The following is a 15,876-nucleotide window of genomic DNA, read 5'->3' on the forward strand; positions in this document are numbered from 1 at the left end:
AAATGTCTATTACCGGCGAAATGCTGATTGGTCGCAAAGCAGTGCGCGGCGAGGAAAAACCTTTGCGAGCGTTTAATCCCGCCACGGGCGCCGACATCGCCGAGCCGGTGTTCGGCAGCGGCTCGGTGGCGAATGTCGAGCTTGCCTGCGAACTCGCGCAGAAAGCGTTCGACCCGTACCGGCATCTGCCGCTTACGGTGCGCGCCGAGTTTCTCGAGCGTATCGCAGACGGCATCACAGCGCTCGGTGACGCGCTGATCCAGCGCGCGCACGAAGAGTCTGGCCTGCCGAAGGCGCGTCTCGAAGGCGAGCGCGGCCGTACGTCGGGCCAGCTCAAACTGTTCGCCCAGGTCGTACGCGCCGGCCAGTGGCTCGCAGCGACGCTCGATTCGCCGTTGCCAGAGCGCAAGCCTTTGCCGCGCTCCGACCTGCGCATGCAAAAGATTCCGTTGGGACCGGTCGCCGTGTTCGGCGCCAGCAACTTCCCGCTCGCGTTTTCGGTGGCGGGTGGCGATACCGCCGCGGCGCTCGCGGCGGGCTGCCCGGTGGTGGTGAAGGCGCATCGCGCTCACCTGGGCACCTCGGAGATGGTCGGCCGCGTGATTCAGCAGGTCGCGCAGGACATGGACTTGCCTGAAGGCGTGTTCTCGCTGATCGTCGGCGCCGGCAATTCCGTCGGTGAAGCGCTGGTCGCGCATCCGGCAATCAAGGCGGTGGGTTTCACGGGTTCGCGCGCAGGCGGCACGTCGCTGATGCGCGTCGCGGCCGCGCGGGCCGAGCCGATTCCGGTCTACGCGGAAATGAGCAGCATCAACCCGGTGTTCCTCCTGTCGAATGCGCTGTCGCAACGCGGTGAGACTATCGCGCGCGGCTTCGTGGATTCGCTGGTGCTCGGCGCGGGGCAGTTCTGTACCAATCCGGGGCTCGCCATCGCCGTCGACAGCGCCGCACTCAAAGGCTTCGTTGCAACGGCATCCGAAGCATTGAGCGGCAAGCCGGCCCAGACCATGCTGACAGCCGGCATCCACGCGGCCTATGAAGATGGCGAAGGCAAACTGGCCGCAACGAGGGGCGTCGAAACGATTGCGCAAGGCGTTGACGCAACGGGCCCGACGCAGGCTCGCGCGGCTTTGTTCGTGACCGATGCGCTGACCTTCCTGTCTACGCCGGCGCTGGAAGACGAGGTTTTCGGGCCCGCGTCGACAATCGTGCGTTGCAAGGATGAGCAGGAAATGCTCGCGGTAGCCGAGCACTTTGCCGGTCAACTGACGGCCACGGTGCAGATGGACAGCGCCGATCTGCCGGCGGCGAAGAAACTGGTGCCGATTCTCGAGCGCAAAGCCGGCCGGATTCTGATCAACGGTTTCCCGACGGGCGTCGAGGTTTCACATGCGATGGTGCACGGCGGCCCGTTCCCGGCGACCTCTGATAGCCGGGCGACGTCAGTGGGGACGACGTCGATCGAGCGCTTCCTGCGTCCGGTGTGCTATCAGGATTTCCCGGCCGATCTGCTGCCCGAGTCGCTGGCCGACGGCAATCCGCTGGACTTGTGGCGTCGTCGTGACGGCGAGATCACGCGTAGCTAAGCGGTGTCGCAGCTAAGCGGTGCGTGAGCAGCGCGCAAGCGGGCGCCGCGTGAGATAGAAAAATGGCCGGGATATCCCGGCCATTTTTTGCGCCCAGCGCGACGAATCAGTGGTTGCCCAGCGCGACGAATCAGTGGTTGTCCAGCGTGACAAATCAGTTGTTGTCCAGCGTGAAGAGTCAGCTGTTTGCTTCCGCGGCTTCGTTGGCGCGCCGCAGCCGCTCGCGGCTATTGGACAGGTGCATGCGCATTGCCGCGCGCGCGCCTTCGGCATCGTGCCGCGTGATCGCCTCGAGAATGCTTTCGTGCTCCAGATTGACGAGCGACAGATACGCGTCAGGCTCGGCACGCGCGATCCCCGCTGAATCGAGCCGGTTGCGCGGAATCAGTGCGCTGCCCATCTGCGTGAGGATGTCGACGAAATACCGGTTGCCGGTGGCGCGCGCCACGGAGATATGGAACTGCAGGTCGGCGTCGACGCTATCCCGCCCGTTGTGGCGGGTGGCTTCGATCGCATCGAGCGCGGTGCGCATGCGCGCGAGATCGTCCGGCTTGGCTCGTTGAGCCGCGAGACCCGCGCACTCCGTTTCGAGGCTGATGCGCAGTTCCAGGATCGACAGCACGTCGCGCAAGGTCGTGGCGGGCACCATGTCGATGCCCAGCTTTTCGCGCTGCGGTTCCAGCACGAAGCTGCCGATGCCGTGGCGCGTCTCGATGATCTTACCCGCCTGCAAGCGTGAAATCGCTTCGCGGATAACGGTGCGGCTCACGCTCAGCGTGACCATCAATTGCGATTCAGTTGGCAGTTTGTCGCCGGGCTTCAACGCGTTAGACGAAATTTGCTCGGTGACGTAGCCGACGACAAACTCGGCAAGATTGCGCGCGCGTCGTGGCGGTACCGCGGATGCCAGTGGTGTAGCCATCGAAAACGCCCCTTGAATCAGATAGTTGCAGATACTTCCTGCGATCCATTATACCGTCGTCTGACGACTGATTATATAAACGCCGGATCATTTTCGGCATCGACGTCAGACTGGGCGTCGATGCCCGGTTTAAGGCGCCTGGCGGAGCGGTCACGGTGTTTCTGCGAGCGCCCCGGGAAGTACGATAACCGCCCGGCTGCTAGCCCGGGCGTAGTTCGACCCGCTTGATGTCTTTCACGATCACGAGGTAACTGAACACCGTCAGCAAGGCATTCAGGCCGACGAAAACCAGCGCGCCGTTGAACGATCCGGTCTTCGCGACGACGTAGCCGATCACGATGGGCGTCACGATGCCGGCGACGTTGCCGAACATGTTGAAGATGGCGCCCGACAAACCGAGGGCTTCCTTCGGCGACGTATCCGCCACCACGGCCCAGCCGAGCGCCCCGATACCTTTGCCGAAGAACGCGAGCGACATGAGCGCGACGACGATCCAGTCGGTCGACACGTAGTTGCAGCCGATGATGCATACCGACAGCAGCATGCCGCCGACTATCGGCACCTTGCGCGCGATCGTGAGCGAATGTCCGCGCCGGATCAGCCCGTCGGACAGGATGCCGCCGAGCACACCGCCGGAGAATCCGCAGATCGCGGGCAGCGACGCCACCAGACCCGCGTGCAGAATCGTCATGCCGCGCGCCTGCACGAGGTAGATCGGAAACCAGGTCAGGAAGAAGTAGGTCAGCACGTTGATGCAGTACTGGGCGAGATAGACGCCGAGCAGCATGCGGTTGGTCAGCAGTTGACGCACTAGCGACCAGCCTCCGGTGCTGGCGATGTCCGCGGCCCGGGCTGCTTTCGTGTGCCCGTTCACCACGCCGCCGCCCTGTTCGATGTAGTCGAGTTCGGCGCGCGAGACGCGCGGATGGTCGGCGGGGTTCTTCATCACCTTCAGCCAGGTGAGGGCGAGTAAAAGTCCGGCCACGCCCATCACGAGGTAGACCGTGTGCCAGCTGAACGCGTGGGTCAGCCATGCCATCAGCGGCGTGAAAATGACCGCCGCGAAGTATTGAGCTGAATTGAAAATGGCGGAGGCCGTGCCGCGTTCGTTGGTGGGAAACCAGCTCGCCACAACCTTGGCATTGGCCGGAAACGCCGGCGACTCGGCCGCGCCCATTGCGAAGCGCAGCACGAACAGCGCGGTGACGGCGGCCGCTGCGCTGCCCAGCAGACCGATCGAGCTTTGCAGCAACGTAAACAGCGACCACAGGAAAATACTTGCCGCGTAGACGCGCCGCGCGCCGAAACGGTCGAGCAGCCAGCCCGCCGGCAATTGCGACAGAACGTAGGCCCAGCTGAACGCGGAGAAGATGTAGCCCATCTTGATGGCGTCGAGGCCAAACTCGGCGCGCATCGCGGATCCGGTTACCGAGAGCGTGGCGCGGTCCGCGTAATTGAATGTCGTGATCAGAAAGATCAGCAACAGAATCGCGTAGCGGACGTTGGTGCGCTTTGCGACGTAGGCGGGACTCGCGGTACGGCTCATTTCCATCGTCATCTCCTGAATTTTTATCAGTAAAAAAGCGCCCGGTGACGTTGCCGTCCCGGGCGCTCCTTGCAGTGCCGTGCGCGCGACCCCGGTTCGCCCGGCCTGACGCCGTACTGTCTTACTGCGCGCCGAGCTTCTTGATCAGCACGTCGAGCTGCGCCGTTTCTTCTTCGGTCAGATCGGTCAGCGGTGCGCGCACCGGACCTGCGCTGTGGCCGACCAGCTTCGCGCCGGCCTTCACGATGCTGACCGCGTAACCCTGGCGGCGGTTGCGGATCGCCAGATACGGCAGGAAGAATTCGTCGAGCAATTTGCCGACGCTCGCCTGGTCGTCCGCGGCGATTGCACGGTAGAAGTCCATCGCGGTCTTCGGAATGAAGTTGAACACCGCCGACGAGTACACCGGCACGCCCAGCGCCTTGTAGGCGGCGGCGTAAACTTCAGCGGTCGGCAGGCCGCCGAGGTACGAGAAGCGGTCGCCGAGACGCCGGCGGATCGACACCATGTTCTCGATCTCTCCCACGCCGTCCTTGAAGCCGATCAGGTTGGGGCAGCGCTCGGCCAACCCTTCGAGCATGTCGGCGTTAAGCTTGGAGTTCGCGCGGTTGTAGATGATCACGCCCATGTTCGGCACGGACTTGCAGACTTCTTCTGCGTGCGCTGCGATGCCTTCCTGGCAGGCTTCGGTCAGGTAGTGGGGCATCAACAGAATGCCGTTCGCACCGTGACGTTCGGCTTCCTGCGCATAGGCGATCGCCACGCGGGTCGGGCCGCCCGCGCCGGCGAGAATCGGCACCTTGCCTTTGCAGACTTCCGTTGCCGTGCGGACGACGTTTGAGTAGTCGTTATGCGTGAGCGAGAAGAATTCACCCGTGCCGCCGGCGACGAACAGCGCCGAAGCACCGTAAGGAGCGAGCCATTCCAGGCGCTCAGCATAGGTATCGGCGCGGAATTCGCCTTGTTCGTCGAAGTCGGTAACGGGGAAGGACAGAAGGCCTTCGGAAACGATCTGCTTGAGTTCCTGCGGTGTCGTCATGATGAATATCCAGGGCGTCGAATAGGGGTGGTATGTAGAAATGGAGATTTCTTATACGTCATCGTACAACAACAAATTGACTAACTCAACGGTGTTTTCACGGCATAATGCGCGTCATAGGGTAAATACGGAACGTCTGCTTAATCGTCTATGTTGTAGGATGACGTATGAATGGTTGGCGCAGCAGGCGTGAAACCGCATAAGGATCGATGCAATGGAACAAACCCCGCTCTACATTCGCGTTCACCCCAATGACAATGTCGCGATCGTCGTCAACGACGGCGGTCTGGGCGAGGGCGCCGTGTTTCCCGATGGTCTTGCGCTGCGCGAGCGTGTTCCGCAAGGGCACAAAGTCGCGCTGGCCGATCTTGCGGAAGGCGACGAGGTCATCCGCTATAACGTGGTGATCGGGTACGCTCTCAAGGCGTTGCCGAAGGGCAGCTGGATCAACGAACACGTGATTCGCATGCCGAGTCCGCCCGGACTGGAAGATCTGCCGATCGCCACCATCAAGGCGCCGGATATGCCGCCGCTGGAAGGCTTCACGTTCGAGGGTTATCGTAATGCCGACGGCTCGGTCGGTTCGCGCAACATTCTGGCCATTACGACCACGGTGCAATGCGTGGCCGACGTGGTTCAGCACGCGGTCACGCGCATCAAGGCCGAGTTGCTGCCGCAATACCCGAATGTCGACGATGTAGTGAGCCTCGGGCACACCTATGGTTGCGGCGTCGCGATCGACGCGCCGGACGCGATGGTGCCGATCCGCACCGTGCGCAACATCAGTCTGAATCCGAATTTTGGCGGCGAAGTGATGATGGTCAGCCTCGGTTGCGAGAAGCTGCAGCCTGAACGCCTGATGCCGCCGGGCACGATTCCCATCGCCGCTGCGGCGAATATCGCCGAAGTGGCCGACATCGGCGACGTCGCGGCCGATCTGAATGGCGACGTGGTGGTGCTGCAGGACGAAGCGCATGTCGGCTTCCAGTCGATGATCGAGTCGATCATGAGAATGGCCGACGGCCATCTGAAGCGGCTGAACAATCGCCGCCGCGAGACCTGCCCGGCCTCCGATCTGGTAGTCGGCGTGCAATGCGGCGGCAGCGATGCCTTTTCCGGGCTGACCGCGAATCCCGCGGTGGGCTTTGCCACCGATCTGCTGGTGCGCGCGGGTGCGACGGTAATGTTCTCCGAAGTCACCGAAGTGCGCGACGGCGTCGATCAACTGACCGCGCGCGCGGCCAATGCGGACGTGGCTGCGGCGATCATCCGCGAAATGCAGTGGTACGACGATTATCTGAAGCGCGGTGGCGCGGACCGCAGTGCCAACACCACGCCGGGCAACAAGAAGGGCGGTCTGTCGAACATCGTTGAAAAGGCGATGGGTTCGATCATCAAGTCGGGCAACTCGGCGATCTCCGGCGTGTTGTCACCTGGCGAAAAGGTCAGGCAGAAAGGCTTGATTTACGCGGCCACGCCGGCCAGCGATTTCATCTGCGGCACGCTGCAAGTGGCGGCGGGTATCAATCTGCATGTGTTCACGACCGGCCGCGGCACACCGTACAGTCTCGCGGAAGTGCCCGTCATCAAGGTCGCGACGCGCTCCGATCTGGCGCGCCGCTGGCATGATTTGATGGATATCAATGCCGGTACCATTGCAACCGGCGCGGCGACGATCGAAGACGTGGGCTGGGAATTGTTCCGCCTGATGCTTGAGGTCGCAAGCGGACGTAAAGAGACTTGCGCGGAGAAGCTCAAACTCCACAATGCGTTGACGCTGTTCAATCCGGCGCCGGTGACCTGATAGCACCGATCGTAATCATGACGCAATCACGAAAAAGACTGAAACATGACTGACTCGAACCTCAGCCGCCCGGCGGCGCAGAAACCATTCCGCCGTCTTCTGCTCACCGGCGCAGCCGGCAACCTCGGCCAGCAGTTGCGTGGTGCGCTCGCCGCGTGGGCCGATGTGGTGCGCGTTACCGATATCGCGCCGCTGGGTGAAGTGGCGGCGCACGAAGAAGCATCGATCGTGGATCTCGCGGATGAAGCCGCCGTTCACACGCTGCTCGAAGGTGTGGATGCGGTCGTTCATCTGGGCGGCATTTCCATCGAGGCGCCGTTCGAAGATCTGCTCGAAGCGAATATCCGCGGCCTGTACAACCTCTATTCGGCTGCGCAGAAGCAGGGCGTGAAGCGCATTGTGTATGCGAGCTCGAATCACGCTGTGGGTTTTCATCCGACGACATCGGTGCTCGATATCGACGCGCCGCTGCGTCCTGACAGCCTGTATGGCGTGACGAAATGCTTTGGCGAATCGCTGTCTCGTTACTACTTCGACCGCTTCGGTCTCGAGACTGTGTGCCTGCGGATCGGCTCGTCCTTCGAGCAGCCGAAGAATCCGCGCATGCTCGTCACCTATCTGAGCTTCCGCGACTTTATCGAACTGGTGCGCTGCTCGCTGTTCACCAACCGGGTCGGGCACGCGATCGTTTATGGCGTATCGGATAACCGGACCACGTGGGTCGATAACACCAAGGCGGCGTTCCTTGGCTTTCGCCCGCAAGACAGTTCCATCGAGTTCGAGCACCTCTTCCCGGTCACGGCGCCCACTGCCGAGCTCGACGATCCGACGCAGCATTTCCAGGGCGGCCCGTTTGTGCTGGCCGGTCCAATGGAACCGAAGCGGTGAGCGCCATGGCGAACCCGCGGGTGGAGCGTGTTGAGGCGGCGGGGCAAGCGCCCGCGTCGGTCGGCGAGAGTCCGGTGTGGCGCGCAGCGGAACAGGCGCTCTACTGGGTGGATATTCCGGCCCAAAAGATCGTGCGGCTACAAATCGATTCAGGAGAGCGCGCCGAGTGGTTATTGCCGGAGAAGGTGGCGTGCATCGCTTTCGATCGACACGGCAAGGTGCTGGCTGGCTGTGAGACGGGACTCTTCGCGGTGACGCTGACTGAAGGGGCACCCGGTGGCGAACCGGTGAAGGTGACGGGCAGAAAACTCGCCGCGCCGGTCTTCGCATTCGAAGATATGCGCTTCAACGACGGCCGTTGCGATCGGCAAGGGCGCTTCTGGTCCGGCACGATGGTACAAGACATGGCGGCCGCCAATCCCGCGGGCGCGCTCTATCGATTCGATGAGCGCGGCGTGTTGTCGGAGCCGGTCGTCGATGCGTTGATTACGCAAAACGGTCTCGCGTGGTCGCCCGATGGGACCACGATGTATCTGTCGGACTCGCATCCTCTACGCCGGCAAATCTGGGCATTCGATTACGACATCGAAGCAGGCGAGCCGCGTAACCGGCGCGTATTCGCCGATCTGCATCACTATGCCGGTCGGCCAGACGGCGCAGCGGTAGATGCCGATGGCGGCTACTGGATCTGCGCGAACGACGCAGGCCTGTTGTTGCGCTTTACGCCGCAAGGCAAGCTCGACCGGCAGATTGCCGTGCCGGCCGTGAAGCCGGCAATGTGCGCATTCGGCGGCGCCAATCTGGATACGCTGTTCGTGACGTCGATTCGTCCTGCGACTGGCGCGAGCGAACACGACGGCCATCTCTTTGCCGTTCGCCCCGGCGTGACCGGCCTGCCCGAGCCTGAATACGCGGGCAAACTCTGAAAAAGCGCGGTGCATGAGACGGGCGTCGAGGCATTAGTGCGTCGACGCCCAACAGTCGCAGCTTTTTATTCATCACTCGTCGTACAACATAGTGGCGTAAATGCCACTTTCGAGCCATCTCCCTCGCTACGAAAAACATAAATCCGCGAGGTGCGGATTTCGCTCGGTTAGGCTTCTGTATTGGCTTTCAAGCCAAAAATCAATTCGGAAACTCTTACGTCCGATCGGCCGCCGTGCGGGTAAATACCGGCTGTACAACTCATACGACGTTTTATAGACTTCATATGTCGTCGTACAACATATAAGCCCAAACAAATTGCTTTCGAGATAGCTTTTGGGCCGCTGGACAAAGCGGGCAGCGTTCTCTGCGCGTGTGACCAACTTCACGCGGGATTCATGCCGATGCAGTCGAAGTAAATGAAGTCGAGTTGTCTGACAGGAGTGCTGAGCATCTGTGCCGGGGACGTCAACACAGGCCAGCACGGCAAAGCGCTTGCTTACCCGTATGGGTGGCGCGCGTAGAGCCGGGAGACGTATCAAAACCATGTCGCATCCCAAAGCGGTCCGCCGCAAGCGGCCCTCCGCAAACGGTCATCCGCAATCGATTGGATGATCTATTTTTCAAGGAATGTCACGATGAATAAGAAGTTTGCCTCTTCCCGTGTTTCGATGATTGTCGCGGCCTCCGTGCTGGCGTTCAGCACGGTGTCGGCACACGCCCGCGTGTTCCGTGTGTCGGACGTGCATGGCGATACTTATCCGACCAATATGGCCGTGAAGTACATGGGGGAAGAAATCAGCAAGGCAACCGGTGGCAAGGATTCCGTGAAGGTCTTTGGCAACAGCGCGCTGGGTTCCGAAAACGACACGATCGATCAGGTGCGCATCGGCGCGCTGGACATGGCGCGCGCCAACGGTGCGGCGTTCAACGAGATCGTGCCTGAATCGATGATTCCGTCGCTGCCGTTCCTGTTTCGCGACATCGACCATTTCCGCAAAGTGATGTACGGCCCGGAAGGCCAGAAGATCCTCGATGCCTTCAAGGCGAAGGGCATGATCGCGCTGACGTTCTATGAGAGCGGCGCACGCTCGATGTACGCGAAGAAGGCGATCCATTCGCCCGCAGACATGAAGGGCCTCAAGGTGCGCGTGCAGCCTTCGGATCTGATGGTCGACGAAATCAAGGCGATGGGCGGCACGCCGACGCCGATGCCGTTCGCCGAAGTCTATACGGGCCTGAAGACGGGTCTGGTGGATGGTGCGGAAAACAACTTGCCGTCGTACGAAGAGACCAAGCACTTCGAAGTCGCACAGGTCTATTCCGAAACCCAGCATTCGATGACGCCGGAAGTTCTGGTGTTTTCCAAGAAGGTTTGGGACACGCTGACGCCGCAAGAGCAGGACATCATCAAAAAAGCGGCGGCTGACTCGGTGCCTTACTACGAGAAGCTGTGGACCGCGCGCGAAGCCGACGCGGCAAAGACGGTCACGAAGGGCGGCGCGACGATCATCCCCGCAGCGCAGATCGACCGTGCTGCTTTCGTGAAGGCGATGCAGCCGGTCTGGGCGAAGTATGAGAAGACGCCGCAAATGAAGCAGCTCGTCGACGAAATCCAGGCAGTCAAATAAGTTCGGCAATAACGCGGTGGTGAAAAGCCTTGCAGCAAGCGCTGGAGGTTTTTCCTGCCGCGCGGTTTCCTGAACCGATACCGGTTAGCAGGATTCCTGAAGATTAAATATAAGTCCGCTGTAGGCAAGGATGGGGTCAATGAGATTCATGAAGCGCCCAAATGATTTTCTCTTCCGTGTGCTGGTGGTCGTGGCGTCGGCGAGTCTTGCCACGCTGTGCCTGTTGGTGATTTATAGCGTCGTGATGCGCTATGCCTTCAGCGACGCACCGGATTTCGTCGAGCCGATTGCCCTCTTGCTGGTGATTGTGATCGCCATGTTCGGCGCCGCGCTCAAAGTTCGCGAAGGCGGCCATATCGGGCTTGACTCGCTAGTCAAGAAATTGCCGCCGAAAGGTCAGGTGGCCGCCCATGCGTTCCAGCATATCTGCCTGATCTTGCTGGCTGTGGCGATTTTCTTCGGCTGCTGGCAGATGGCGGAGACGACCATGGATGACAAGATCCCGATCCTGGGCCTTCCGGAAGCGCTTCGTTATCTGATTCCGATTATTGCTAGCACCTGCATCGCTCTGTTCTCGTTCGAGAACCTGCTGGGGCTTTTCGCACAGAAACAAAAATAGAAGAATCATGGAACTTGCCATCCTCTCAGTTAGTTTCCTCGTTTTCCTCGTGTTCGGGGTTCCTGTTTCGTTTGCGCTGGGACTCTCGTGCGTCCTGACTTATCTGTATGAAGGCCTGCCGGCGGCCACCGCCATGCAGTCGATGATTTCTGGAATGAACGCGTTTTCGTTCCTCGCAGTCCCGTTCTTCATTTTCTCCGGCGAGTTGATGCTGCACGGCGGTATCGCCGACCGCATCCTGCGTTTCGCGCAGGCCACGGTGGGTCATTTCCGCGGCGGCCTCGGCATGGCTAACGTGGTCGCGTGTACGTTGTTCGGCGGCGTGTCCGGTTCGCCGACGGCGGATACTTCCGCCATGGGCGGCGTCGTCATTCCGCTGATGAAGCGCGAAGGCTACAGCGCGGCCTATGCGGTCAACGTGACGACCCATTCGTCGCTGGCGGGCGCGTTGATGCCCACATCGACGAACATGATCATCTATGCATTCGCGGCCCAAGGCATTACCGGGACGTTGAACGGCCACCAGATGAGCGGCGTGTCGATCGGCGATCTGTTGTTTTCGGGTCTGTTGCCGGTTTTGTGGGTGATGGGTTTCGTGCTCATCGCCGCGTACTGGCAGGCGGTGAAGTTCGGCTACCCGCGCCGTCCGGACGGCTCGACGGAATTGCAGCGCTTTCCTGGCTGGTTCGCCGTGGCCCGCACGTTCCTTGGCGCATTGCCGGGCTTGATGGTGATCGCGATCATTCTGGTCTGCGTGGCGAGAGGTATTGCCACAGCGACGGAAGCGGCAGCCATTGCCGTGGCCTATTCGCTGGTATTGACCATCGTCGTCTATCGCACGATGACGATGAAGAAGCTCTCTCATGCACTTTCGAAGGCGGCTAAAACCACCGGCGTGGTGCTGCTGCTGATCGGTGTGTCGAACATGCTGCGCTACCAGATGGCCTATCTGGAGATTCCCGACGCAATCGAACACATGCTCGACGGTGCAACGAGCCACGCCTGGTTGATGTTGCTTTACATCAACGTCCTGCAGATTTTCCTCGGCACGTTCGTCGACATGGCCGCGCACATTCTGATCACCACGCCATTGTTCCTGCCGATGGCGATGCACGCGGGTGTTGGCCCGGTGCAGTTTGGGATCATGATTTTGCTGAATTGCGCATTGGGTCTCGTGCATCCGCCGATCGGTTCGGTGCAGTTCATCGGCTGCGCGATTGGCAATGTGTCGATCGGTGAAACTACCAAGGTGGCGTGGCCTTATTACCTGGCTATCTTCAGCGCGATCAACATTGTGACCTACGTACCGATGTTTTCGACGTGGTTGCCTAGCCTGATCAATGGCCACCCGGTGTTTTGAACGCTTGACCACGAGGCGGCGCCGGTGAGGCATTGCCAGACACACAAATAAATTTTTTACAGAGGAGCAAAAATGAAAAAGGCACTAGCAACCTCGGCCCTTGGGTTGGTCGCCCTCGGCGCGCACGCTCAGACCAGCGTGACGTTGTACGGTATCGTCGATACGGGTATCGGCTATCAAAGCAGCTCGACGTCGCTCGGTTCGACGACTGGCGGCCGCTCGGCCGTCAAGATGGTCAACGGCATCTGGGCGGGCAGCCGCTTCGGCCTGAAGGGCAGCGAGGATCTGGGTGGCGGCACGAAGGCGATCTTCCAGTTGGAAGAGGGCTTTAACAGCGCAACCGGCGCGCAGTCCGTCTCCGGCCTGGCGTTCAACCGGCAGGCGTATGTCGGCGTGGCCAATGCCACCTACGGCTCGCTGACTGCCGGGCGCCAGTACACGTCGTACTACACGTTGCTCTCGCCCTATAGCCCGACCACGTGGTTGACGGGCGCGTACGGCGCACACCCGGGCGATATCGATTCGCTGGATACGCTGTACCGCGCGAATAACTCGCTGGTGTATACGTCGCCGAGCATGTACGGTCTGACGGTGAGCGGTTCGTATTCGTTGGGCGGCGTGGCTGGCAGCACCAATGCCGGCTCGACGTATAGCGCGGCGGTTCAGTACCTGAACGGTCCGTTCGGCATCGCAGCGGGCTATCAGCGCATCAATAACTCGACGCCTGGCGGCGGCGCGTGGGGTGCTGATTCCACCACGTCGAATGCCGGCGCGCAGACGGCCGTGTCGGGCATCAACAACGGCTACCAGACGGCGCAGGCGCAGCAGCGCGTTGCGGTGACCGGCGGCTACGCGTTCACGTCGCAATGGGACGTCTCGTTCTCGTACTCGAACGTGCAATACATCCCGGGTGTGAATTCGAAGTTCCACAACCAGGCGATCTTCAACACGGCTGGCGCAGTGCTGCACTTCAAGCCACTGACCGCGCTCGATCTGGCGGCTGGTTATAGCTACACGCGCGCCACGCAGTCGAACGGCATCTCGAGCTCGGCTCGCTACCAGCAGTTCAATCTCTCGCAGTACTACAGCCTCTCCAAGCGTACGGGCCTGTATGCGCTCGAGGCATATCAACGTGCGGGTGGTCAGACTCTGGGAACGAACGGCACGAGCATCATCAATGCAACGGCCGATATCGGCGACGGCCAGAACGGCGCGCCGTCTTCGTCACGCAGCCAGTTTGCTGCGGGTGTGGGCATCATCCACAAGTTCTGATCGTGTAACAGAGTGACGGCGTCTGTCGACGCCGTCACGGCGACGCGTATCCGATACGCGTCTGCTCAGAAGTACTGGCTGCGCGCGCAATGCGCGCAGCATTTTTGGCGATGCACCGCCTTCGAGCATCGCGCGCGCCGGCGTTCAAGCCTGCGCTTCAGACCACAAACGCCCACCCGTTGCCCAGTTTTCACGCTTGACGTCGGTGAGGATAATGTCCACCGAGTTCGGTTCGACGCCGAGCGATTCGCAGGTCGCTTTGGTGATGGCTTCGACGAACTGGCGTTTCTGTTCCAGCGAGCGGCCTTCGAAGAGTTCGATATGAAACGTGGGCATTGCATGACTCCGTGATGGGTGACATTGGGAAATAAATTTAATCGCGGTACGTGCGATCAAGCCGGTCGAGCTTGCGCAGCAACGCCGGCCATTCCAGTGTGCCTTCGATCGCACCGCCGTCGTATAGTTGGTCGGCGGTGCGTGCGGCGATTGCATTGCCTGGCACGACGAGCTCGCTGCCGCATGCTTGCGCCTGCAACTGGATTTCGCAGGCCTTGATCAGCGTTGCCATGAGCACATAGGCCTCGGCGACAGTGCGGCCGGCAGTCAGTGTGCCGTGGTTGCGCAACAGCATGGCCGGTTTGCCGGCGAGATGCGCGACGAGGCGTTCGCCCTCAGTCGGCGTAAAGGCGAGGCCTTCGTAATCGTGATAGGCGAGGTGGCCGTAAAAGCGCAGCGCATGTTGCGACGCCGGCAGCAAGCCGGCCGGTTGAGCGGAAACCGCCACGCCCGCCGTATTGTGCAAATGCATCACGCAGAAGGCATCGGGGCGTGCCGCGTGCACGGCGGCGTGCAGTGCGAAGCCCGTCGCGTTGACGGGATGCTCGCTCGTGCCGACGATGTTGCCTTCGATATCGATCTTCACCAGATTCGACGCACACACTTCATCGAACGCGAGACCAAACGGATTGATCAGAAAGTGGCCGGGTTCACCGGGAACACTGGCTGAGATATGCGTGTAGATCAGGTCGTCCCAGCCATTGAGTGCCGCGAGGCGATAGGCGGCGGCCAGGTCGATGCGGGTCTGTTGTTCGGCGTCGGACATCGGCCCCGCCTCGGCGACGCGGCCGGCGGGCGTGTGGGTGAACGACATGTCTGTCTCCTGAAATTGTCTGGTGGGCCGTGACGGCGGCCGGGGTCTGGGGGATAAACCTGCGGCTTGAACCTGCGGCGCCAAACCCATGGCGCTAACCCGCGCGCCTGACCGAAGCCGCTGACGTAATCGATGCCGGTGACGTGACGGGCCCCCGGGCTTCGATGCATTCCGCCGCTTCGGACACTGCTGCGTCACGCATAAACCGTCGAGTGAACCACTGCATGCTCCACGTCGCGAGTACGAACGGTGCCGTCATAGCCGGCAGCGCATAGTAAGTGGCCGCCGTTTGCAACGCGACCGAAAGTGCAACACCGCCGAGCGTCACCGCGATGCCGCAATCGGCCAGCGCGATCGCGCTCAGCGCACCGTTGAATCCTAACAGGCCTGCTTCGAACGAGCTTGCACTTGCGCCGAACTGCAGGTGCACGGCGCTCGCGAGGCTTGCGCCGACCAACGCCCACAGCGCGTGCCGGCGTGACGCCGCGGCGATTCCGATCAGGACGAGCAAACCCGGTAACGCGCCGGACGCAAAGCCGGTTTGTGCGAACCCGGCGAGTAAGCCGCTGCTCAATTGCGTGGCGTCGAGCGTGTGCTCAGCGGTGAAAGCTGTTTGCTGGGAAACTCGTGTCACCAGCGGTAACCAAAACCACGTAACGATCAGGCAGGGGCTCGAGAAAAACCCGAGATCCCGTGCACGTAACCAGCGCGACCACGGTTCCAGCAGCCACGCGGCGCCCGTCGCGGCCAGAATCGCCACGGCGGCGGCTGTTGCATTGTCGGCGATGAAGCTGAACGCAGCGAGACCGGCCAGCGCGCCGTTAAAGCCATGCAGGCCGGCGCGGGTCGCATCCTCGCGATAGCCGGCCAGCACTGCGCTTACGTTGGCTGCGATCGCGCCCATCAGCGCCGCGCATGCGAGGCGCGGATCGCATAGCAGCCATGCGGCGAGCAGGCACGCGCCGGTGAAAGCGTTCGGTTGCAGCACGATCTGGCCGAGGCTGCGCAACAAGGTGCGCAAGGCGGCGGATTGTGCTTCGGTTGCGGCTGCGGGCATGGTTTGGGGACGGCGAATTCGATACGGCGCGACTTTGCCGCGTGCAAGCCAGGCGCGCGCGGCGGGTCAGGTTGAGTG

The 15,876-nt window shown here is 61.5% G+C and carries 14 protein-coding genes; 8 read left to right on the forward strand and 6 right to left on the reverse strand.

Annotation, left to right across the window (positions count from 1 at the left end; genetic code table 11):
• The first annotated feature begins 2 nt into the window (after positions 1–2).
• A complete protein-coding gene (locus ACUN0E_RS12245) occupies positions 3–1,586 on the forward strand; it encodes an aldehyde dehydrogenase (NADP(+)) (protein WP_445566734.1) in 1,584 nt (527 codons plus the stop codon).
• A 178-nt stretch (positions 1,587–1,764) separates the two neighbouring features.
• Here the strand turns inward: ACUN0E_RS12245 and ACUN0E_RS12250 are convergent, their stop codons facing one another.
• The 3 genes from ACUN0E_RS12250 to kdgD all read right to left on the reverse strand — a co-directional run bounded on the left by ACUN0E_RS12250 (position 1,765) and on the right by kdgD (position 5,093).
• Entirely contained in the window at positions 1,765–2,508 is a 744-nt protein-coding gene (locus ACUN0E_RS12250) for a FadR/GntR family transcriptional regulator (RefSeq protein WP_445566735.1), read from the reverse strand.
• 199 nt (positions 2,509–2,707) lie between these two features.
• A complete protein-coding gene (locus ACUN0E_RS12255) occupies positions 2,708–4,060 on the reverse strand; it encodes an MFS transporter (RefSeq protein ID WP_445566736.1) in 1,353 nt (450 codons plus the stop codon).
• 115 nt (positions 4,061–4,175) lie between these two features.
• The gene (kdgD, locus tag ACUN0E_RS12260) at positions 4,176–5,093 is read right to left on the reverse strand and encodes a 5-dehydro-4-deoxyglucarate dehydratase (RefSeq protein WP_445566737.1); all 918 of its coding nucleotides are present in this window, start codon (positions 5,091–5,093) and stop codon (positions 4,176–4,178) included.
• 214 nt (positions 5,094–5,307) lie between these two features.
• On the opposite strand from kdgD, the gene garD reads away from it, so the two are divergent.
• The 7 genes from garD (at position 5,308) to ACUN0E_RS12295 (ending at position 13,591) form a co-directional block, all read left to right on the forward strand.
• Entirely contained in the window at positions 5,308–6,897 is a 1,590-nt protein-coding gene (gene garD / locus ACUN0E_RS12265; RefSeq protein WP_408230117.1) for a galactarate dehydratase, read from the forward strand.
• A 45-nt stretch (positions 6,898–6,942) separates the two neighbouring features.
• Positions 6,943–7,785, forward strand: coding sequence for an NAD-dependent epimerase/dehydratase family protein (locus ACUN0E_RS12270; RefSeq protein WP_408230120.1), 843 nt, complete (start codon positions 6,943–6,945; stop codon positions 7,783–7,785).
• Positions 7,782–8,711 carry an SMP-30/gluconolactonase/LRE family protein gene (locus ACUN0E_RS12275; protein WP_408230123.1) on the forward strand — a complete coding sequence of 310 codons (930 nt, stop codon included), beginning with the start codon at positions 7,782–7,784 and terminating at the stop codon, positions 8,709–8,711. The genes ACUN0E_RS12270 and ACUN0E_RS12275 overlap by 4 nt, the downstream gene beginning before the upstream one ends.
• 636 nt (positions 8,712–9,347) lie before the next feature.
• On the forward strand, positions 9,348–10,340 hold the full coding sequence (locus tag ACUN0E_RS12280; RefSeq protein ID WP_408230126.1) for a TRAP transporter substrate-binding protein: 993 nt from the start codon (positions 9,348–9,350) through the stop codon (positions 10,338–10,340).
• 139 nt (positions 10,341–10,479) lie between these two features.
• Positions 10,480–10,959: a TRAP transporter small permease gene (locus tag ACUN0E_RS12285; protein ID WP_408230129.1), complete on the forward strand. Its 480-nt coding sequence runs from the start codon at positions 10,480–10,482 to the stop codon at positions 10,957–10,959.
• A 7-nt stretch (positions 10,960–10,966) separates the two neighbouring features.
• Positions 10,967–12,319 (forward strand): TRAP transporter large permease, encoded by a 1,353-nt coding sequence (locus tag ACUN0E_RS12290; RefSeq protein ID WP_408230132.1) that lies wholly within the window; start codon positions 10,967–10,969, stop codon positions 12,317–12,319.
• Positions 12,320–12,391: 72 nt separating this feature from the next.
• Positions 12,392–13,591: a porin gene (locus ACUN0E_RS12295; RefSeq protein WP_408230135.1), complete on the forward strand. Its 1,200-nt coding sequence runs from the start codon at positions 12,392–12,394 to the stop codon at positions 13,589–13,591.
• A gap of 144 nt (positions 13,592–13,735) precedes the next feature.
• Here the strand turns inward: ACUN0E_RS12295 and ACUN0E_RS12300 are convergent, their stop codons facing one another.
• The 3 genes from ACUN0E_RS12300 to ACUN0E_RS12310 all read right to left on the reverse strand — a co-directional run bounded on the left by ACUN0E_RS12300 (position 13,736) and on the right by ACUN0E_RS12310 (position 15,798).
• A complete protein-coding gene (locus ACUN0E_RS12300) occupies positions 13,736–14,083 on the reverse strand; it encodes a 4-oxalocrotonate tautomerase (protein ID WP_445566738.1) in 348 nt (115 codons plus the stop codon).
• Entirely contained in the window at positions 13,965–14,741 is a 777-nt protein-coding gene (locus ACUN0E_RS12305; RefSeq protein WP_445566739.1) for a class II aldolase/adducin family protein, read from the reverse strand. The genes ACUN0E_RS12300 and ACUN0E_RS12305 overlap by 119 nt, the downstream gene beginning before the upstream one ends.
• A gap of 94 nt (positions 14,742–14,835) precedes the next feature.
• Entirely contained in the window at positions 14,836–15,798 is a 963-nt protein-coding gene (locus tag ACUN0E_RS12310; RefSeq protein WP_408509432.1) for an urea transporter, read from the reverse strand.
• Positions 15,799–15,876: the final 78 nt, after the last annotated feature.

This window comes from Paraburkholderia sp. D1E, from assembly GCF_052682275.1.

What these genes read in the sequence shown, in the direction of transcription:
- ACUN0E_RS12250 (WP_445566735.1), bottom strand. Translation starts at nt 2,508, where the DNA reads ATGGCTACACCACTGGCATCCGCGGTACCGCCACGACGCGCGCGCAAT.
- ACUN0E_RS12290 (WP_408230132.1), top strand. Translation starts at nt 10,967, where the DNA reads ATGGAACTTGCCATCCTCTCAGTTAGTTTCCTCGTTTTCCTCGTGTTC.
- kdgD (WP_445566737.1), bottom strand. Translation starts at nt 5,093, where the DNA reads ATGACGACACCGCAGGAACTCAAGCAGATCGTTTCCGAAGGCCTTCTG.
- garD (WP_408230117.1), top strand. Translation starts at nt 5,308, where the DNA reads ATGGAACAAACCCCGCTCTACATTCGCGTTCACCCCAATGACAATGTC.
- ACUN0E_RS12300 (WP_445566738.1), bottom strand. Translation starts at nt 14,083, where the DNA reads ATGCAATCGCCGCACGCACCGCCGACCAACTATACGACGGCGGTGCGA.
- ACUN0E_RS12295 (WP_408230135.1), top strand. Translation starts at nt 12,392, where the DNA reads ATGAAAAAGGCACTAGCAACCTCGGCCCTTGGGTTGGTCGCCCTCGGC.
- ACUN0E_RS12245 (WP_445566734.1), top strand. Translation starts at nt 3, where the DNA reads ATGTCTATTACCGGCGAAATGCTGATTGGTCGCAAAGCAGTGCGCGGC.
- ACUN0E_RS12270 (WP_408230120.1), top strand. Translation starts at nt 6,943, where the DNA reads ATGACTGACTCGAACCTCAGCCGCCCGGCGGCGCAGAAACCATTCCGC.
- ACUN0E_RS12255 (WP_445566736.1), bottom strand. Translation starts at nt 4,060, where the DNA reads ATGGAAATGAGCCGTACCGCGAGTCCCGCCTACGTCGCAAAGCGCACC.
- ACUN0E_RS12285 (WP_408230129.1), top strand. Translation starts at nt 10,480, where the DNA reads ATGAGATTCATGAAGCGCCCAAATGATTTTCTCTTCCGTGTGCTGGTG.
- ACUN0E_RS12280 (WP_408230126.1), top strand. Translation starts at nt 9,348, where the DNA reads ATGAATAAGAAGTTTGCCTCTTCCCGTGTTTCGATGATTGTCGCGGCC.
- ACUN0E_RS12310 (WP_408509432.1), bottom strand. Translation starts at nt 15,798, where the DNA reads ATGCCCGCAGCCGCAACCGAAGCACAATCCGCCGCCTTGCGCACCTTG.
- ACUN0E_RS12305 (WP_445566739.1), bottom strand. Translation starts at nt 14,741, where the DNA reads ATGTCGTTCACCCACACGCCCGCCGGCCGCGTCGCCGAGGCGGGGCCG.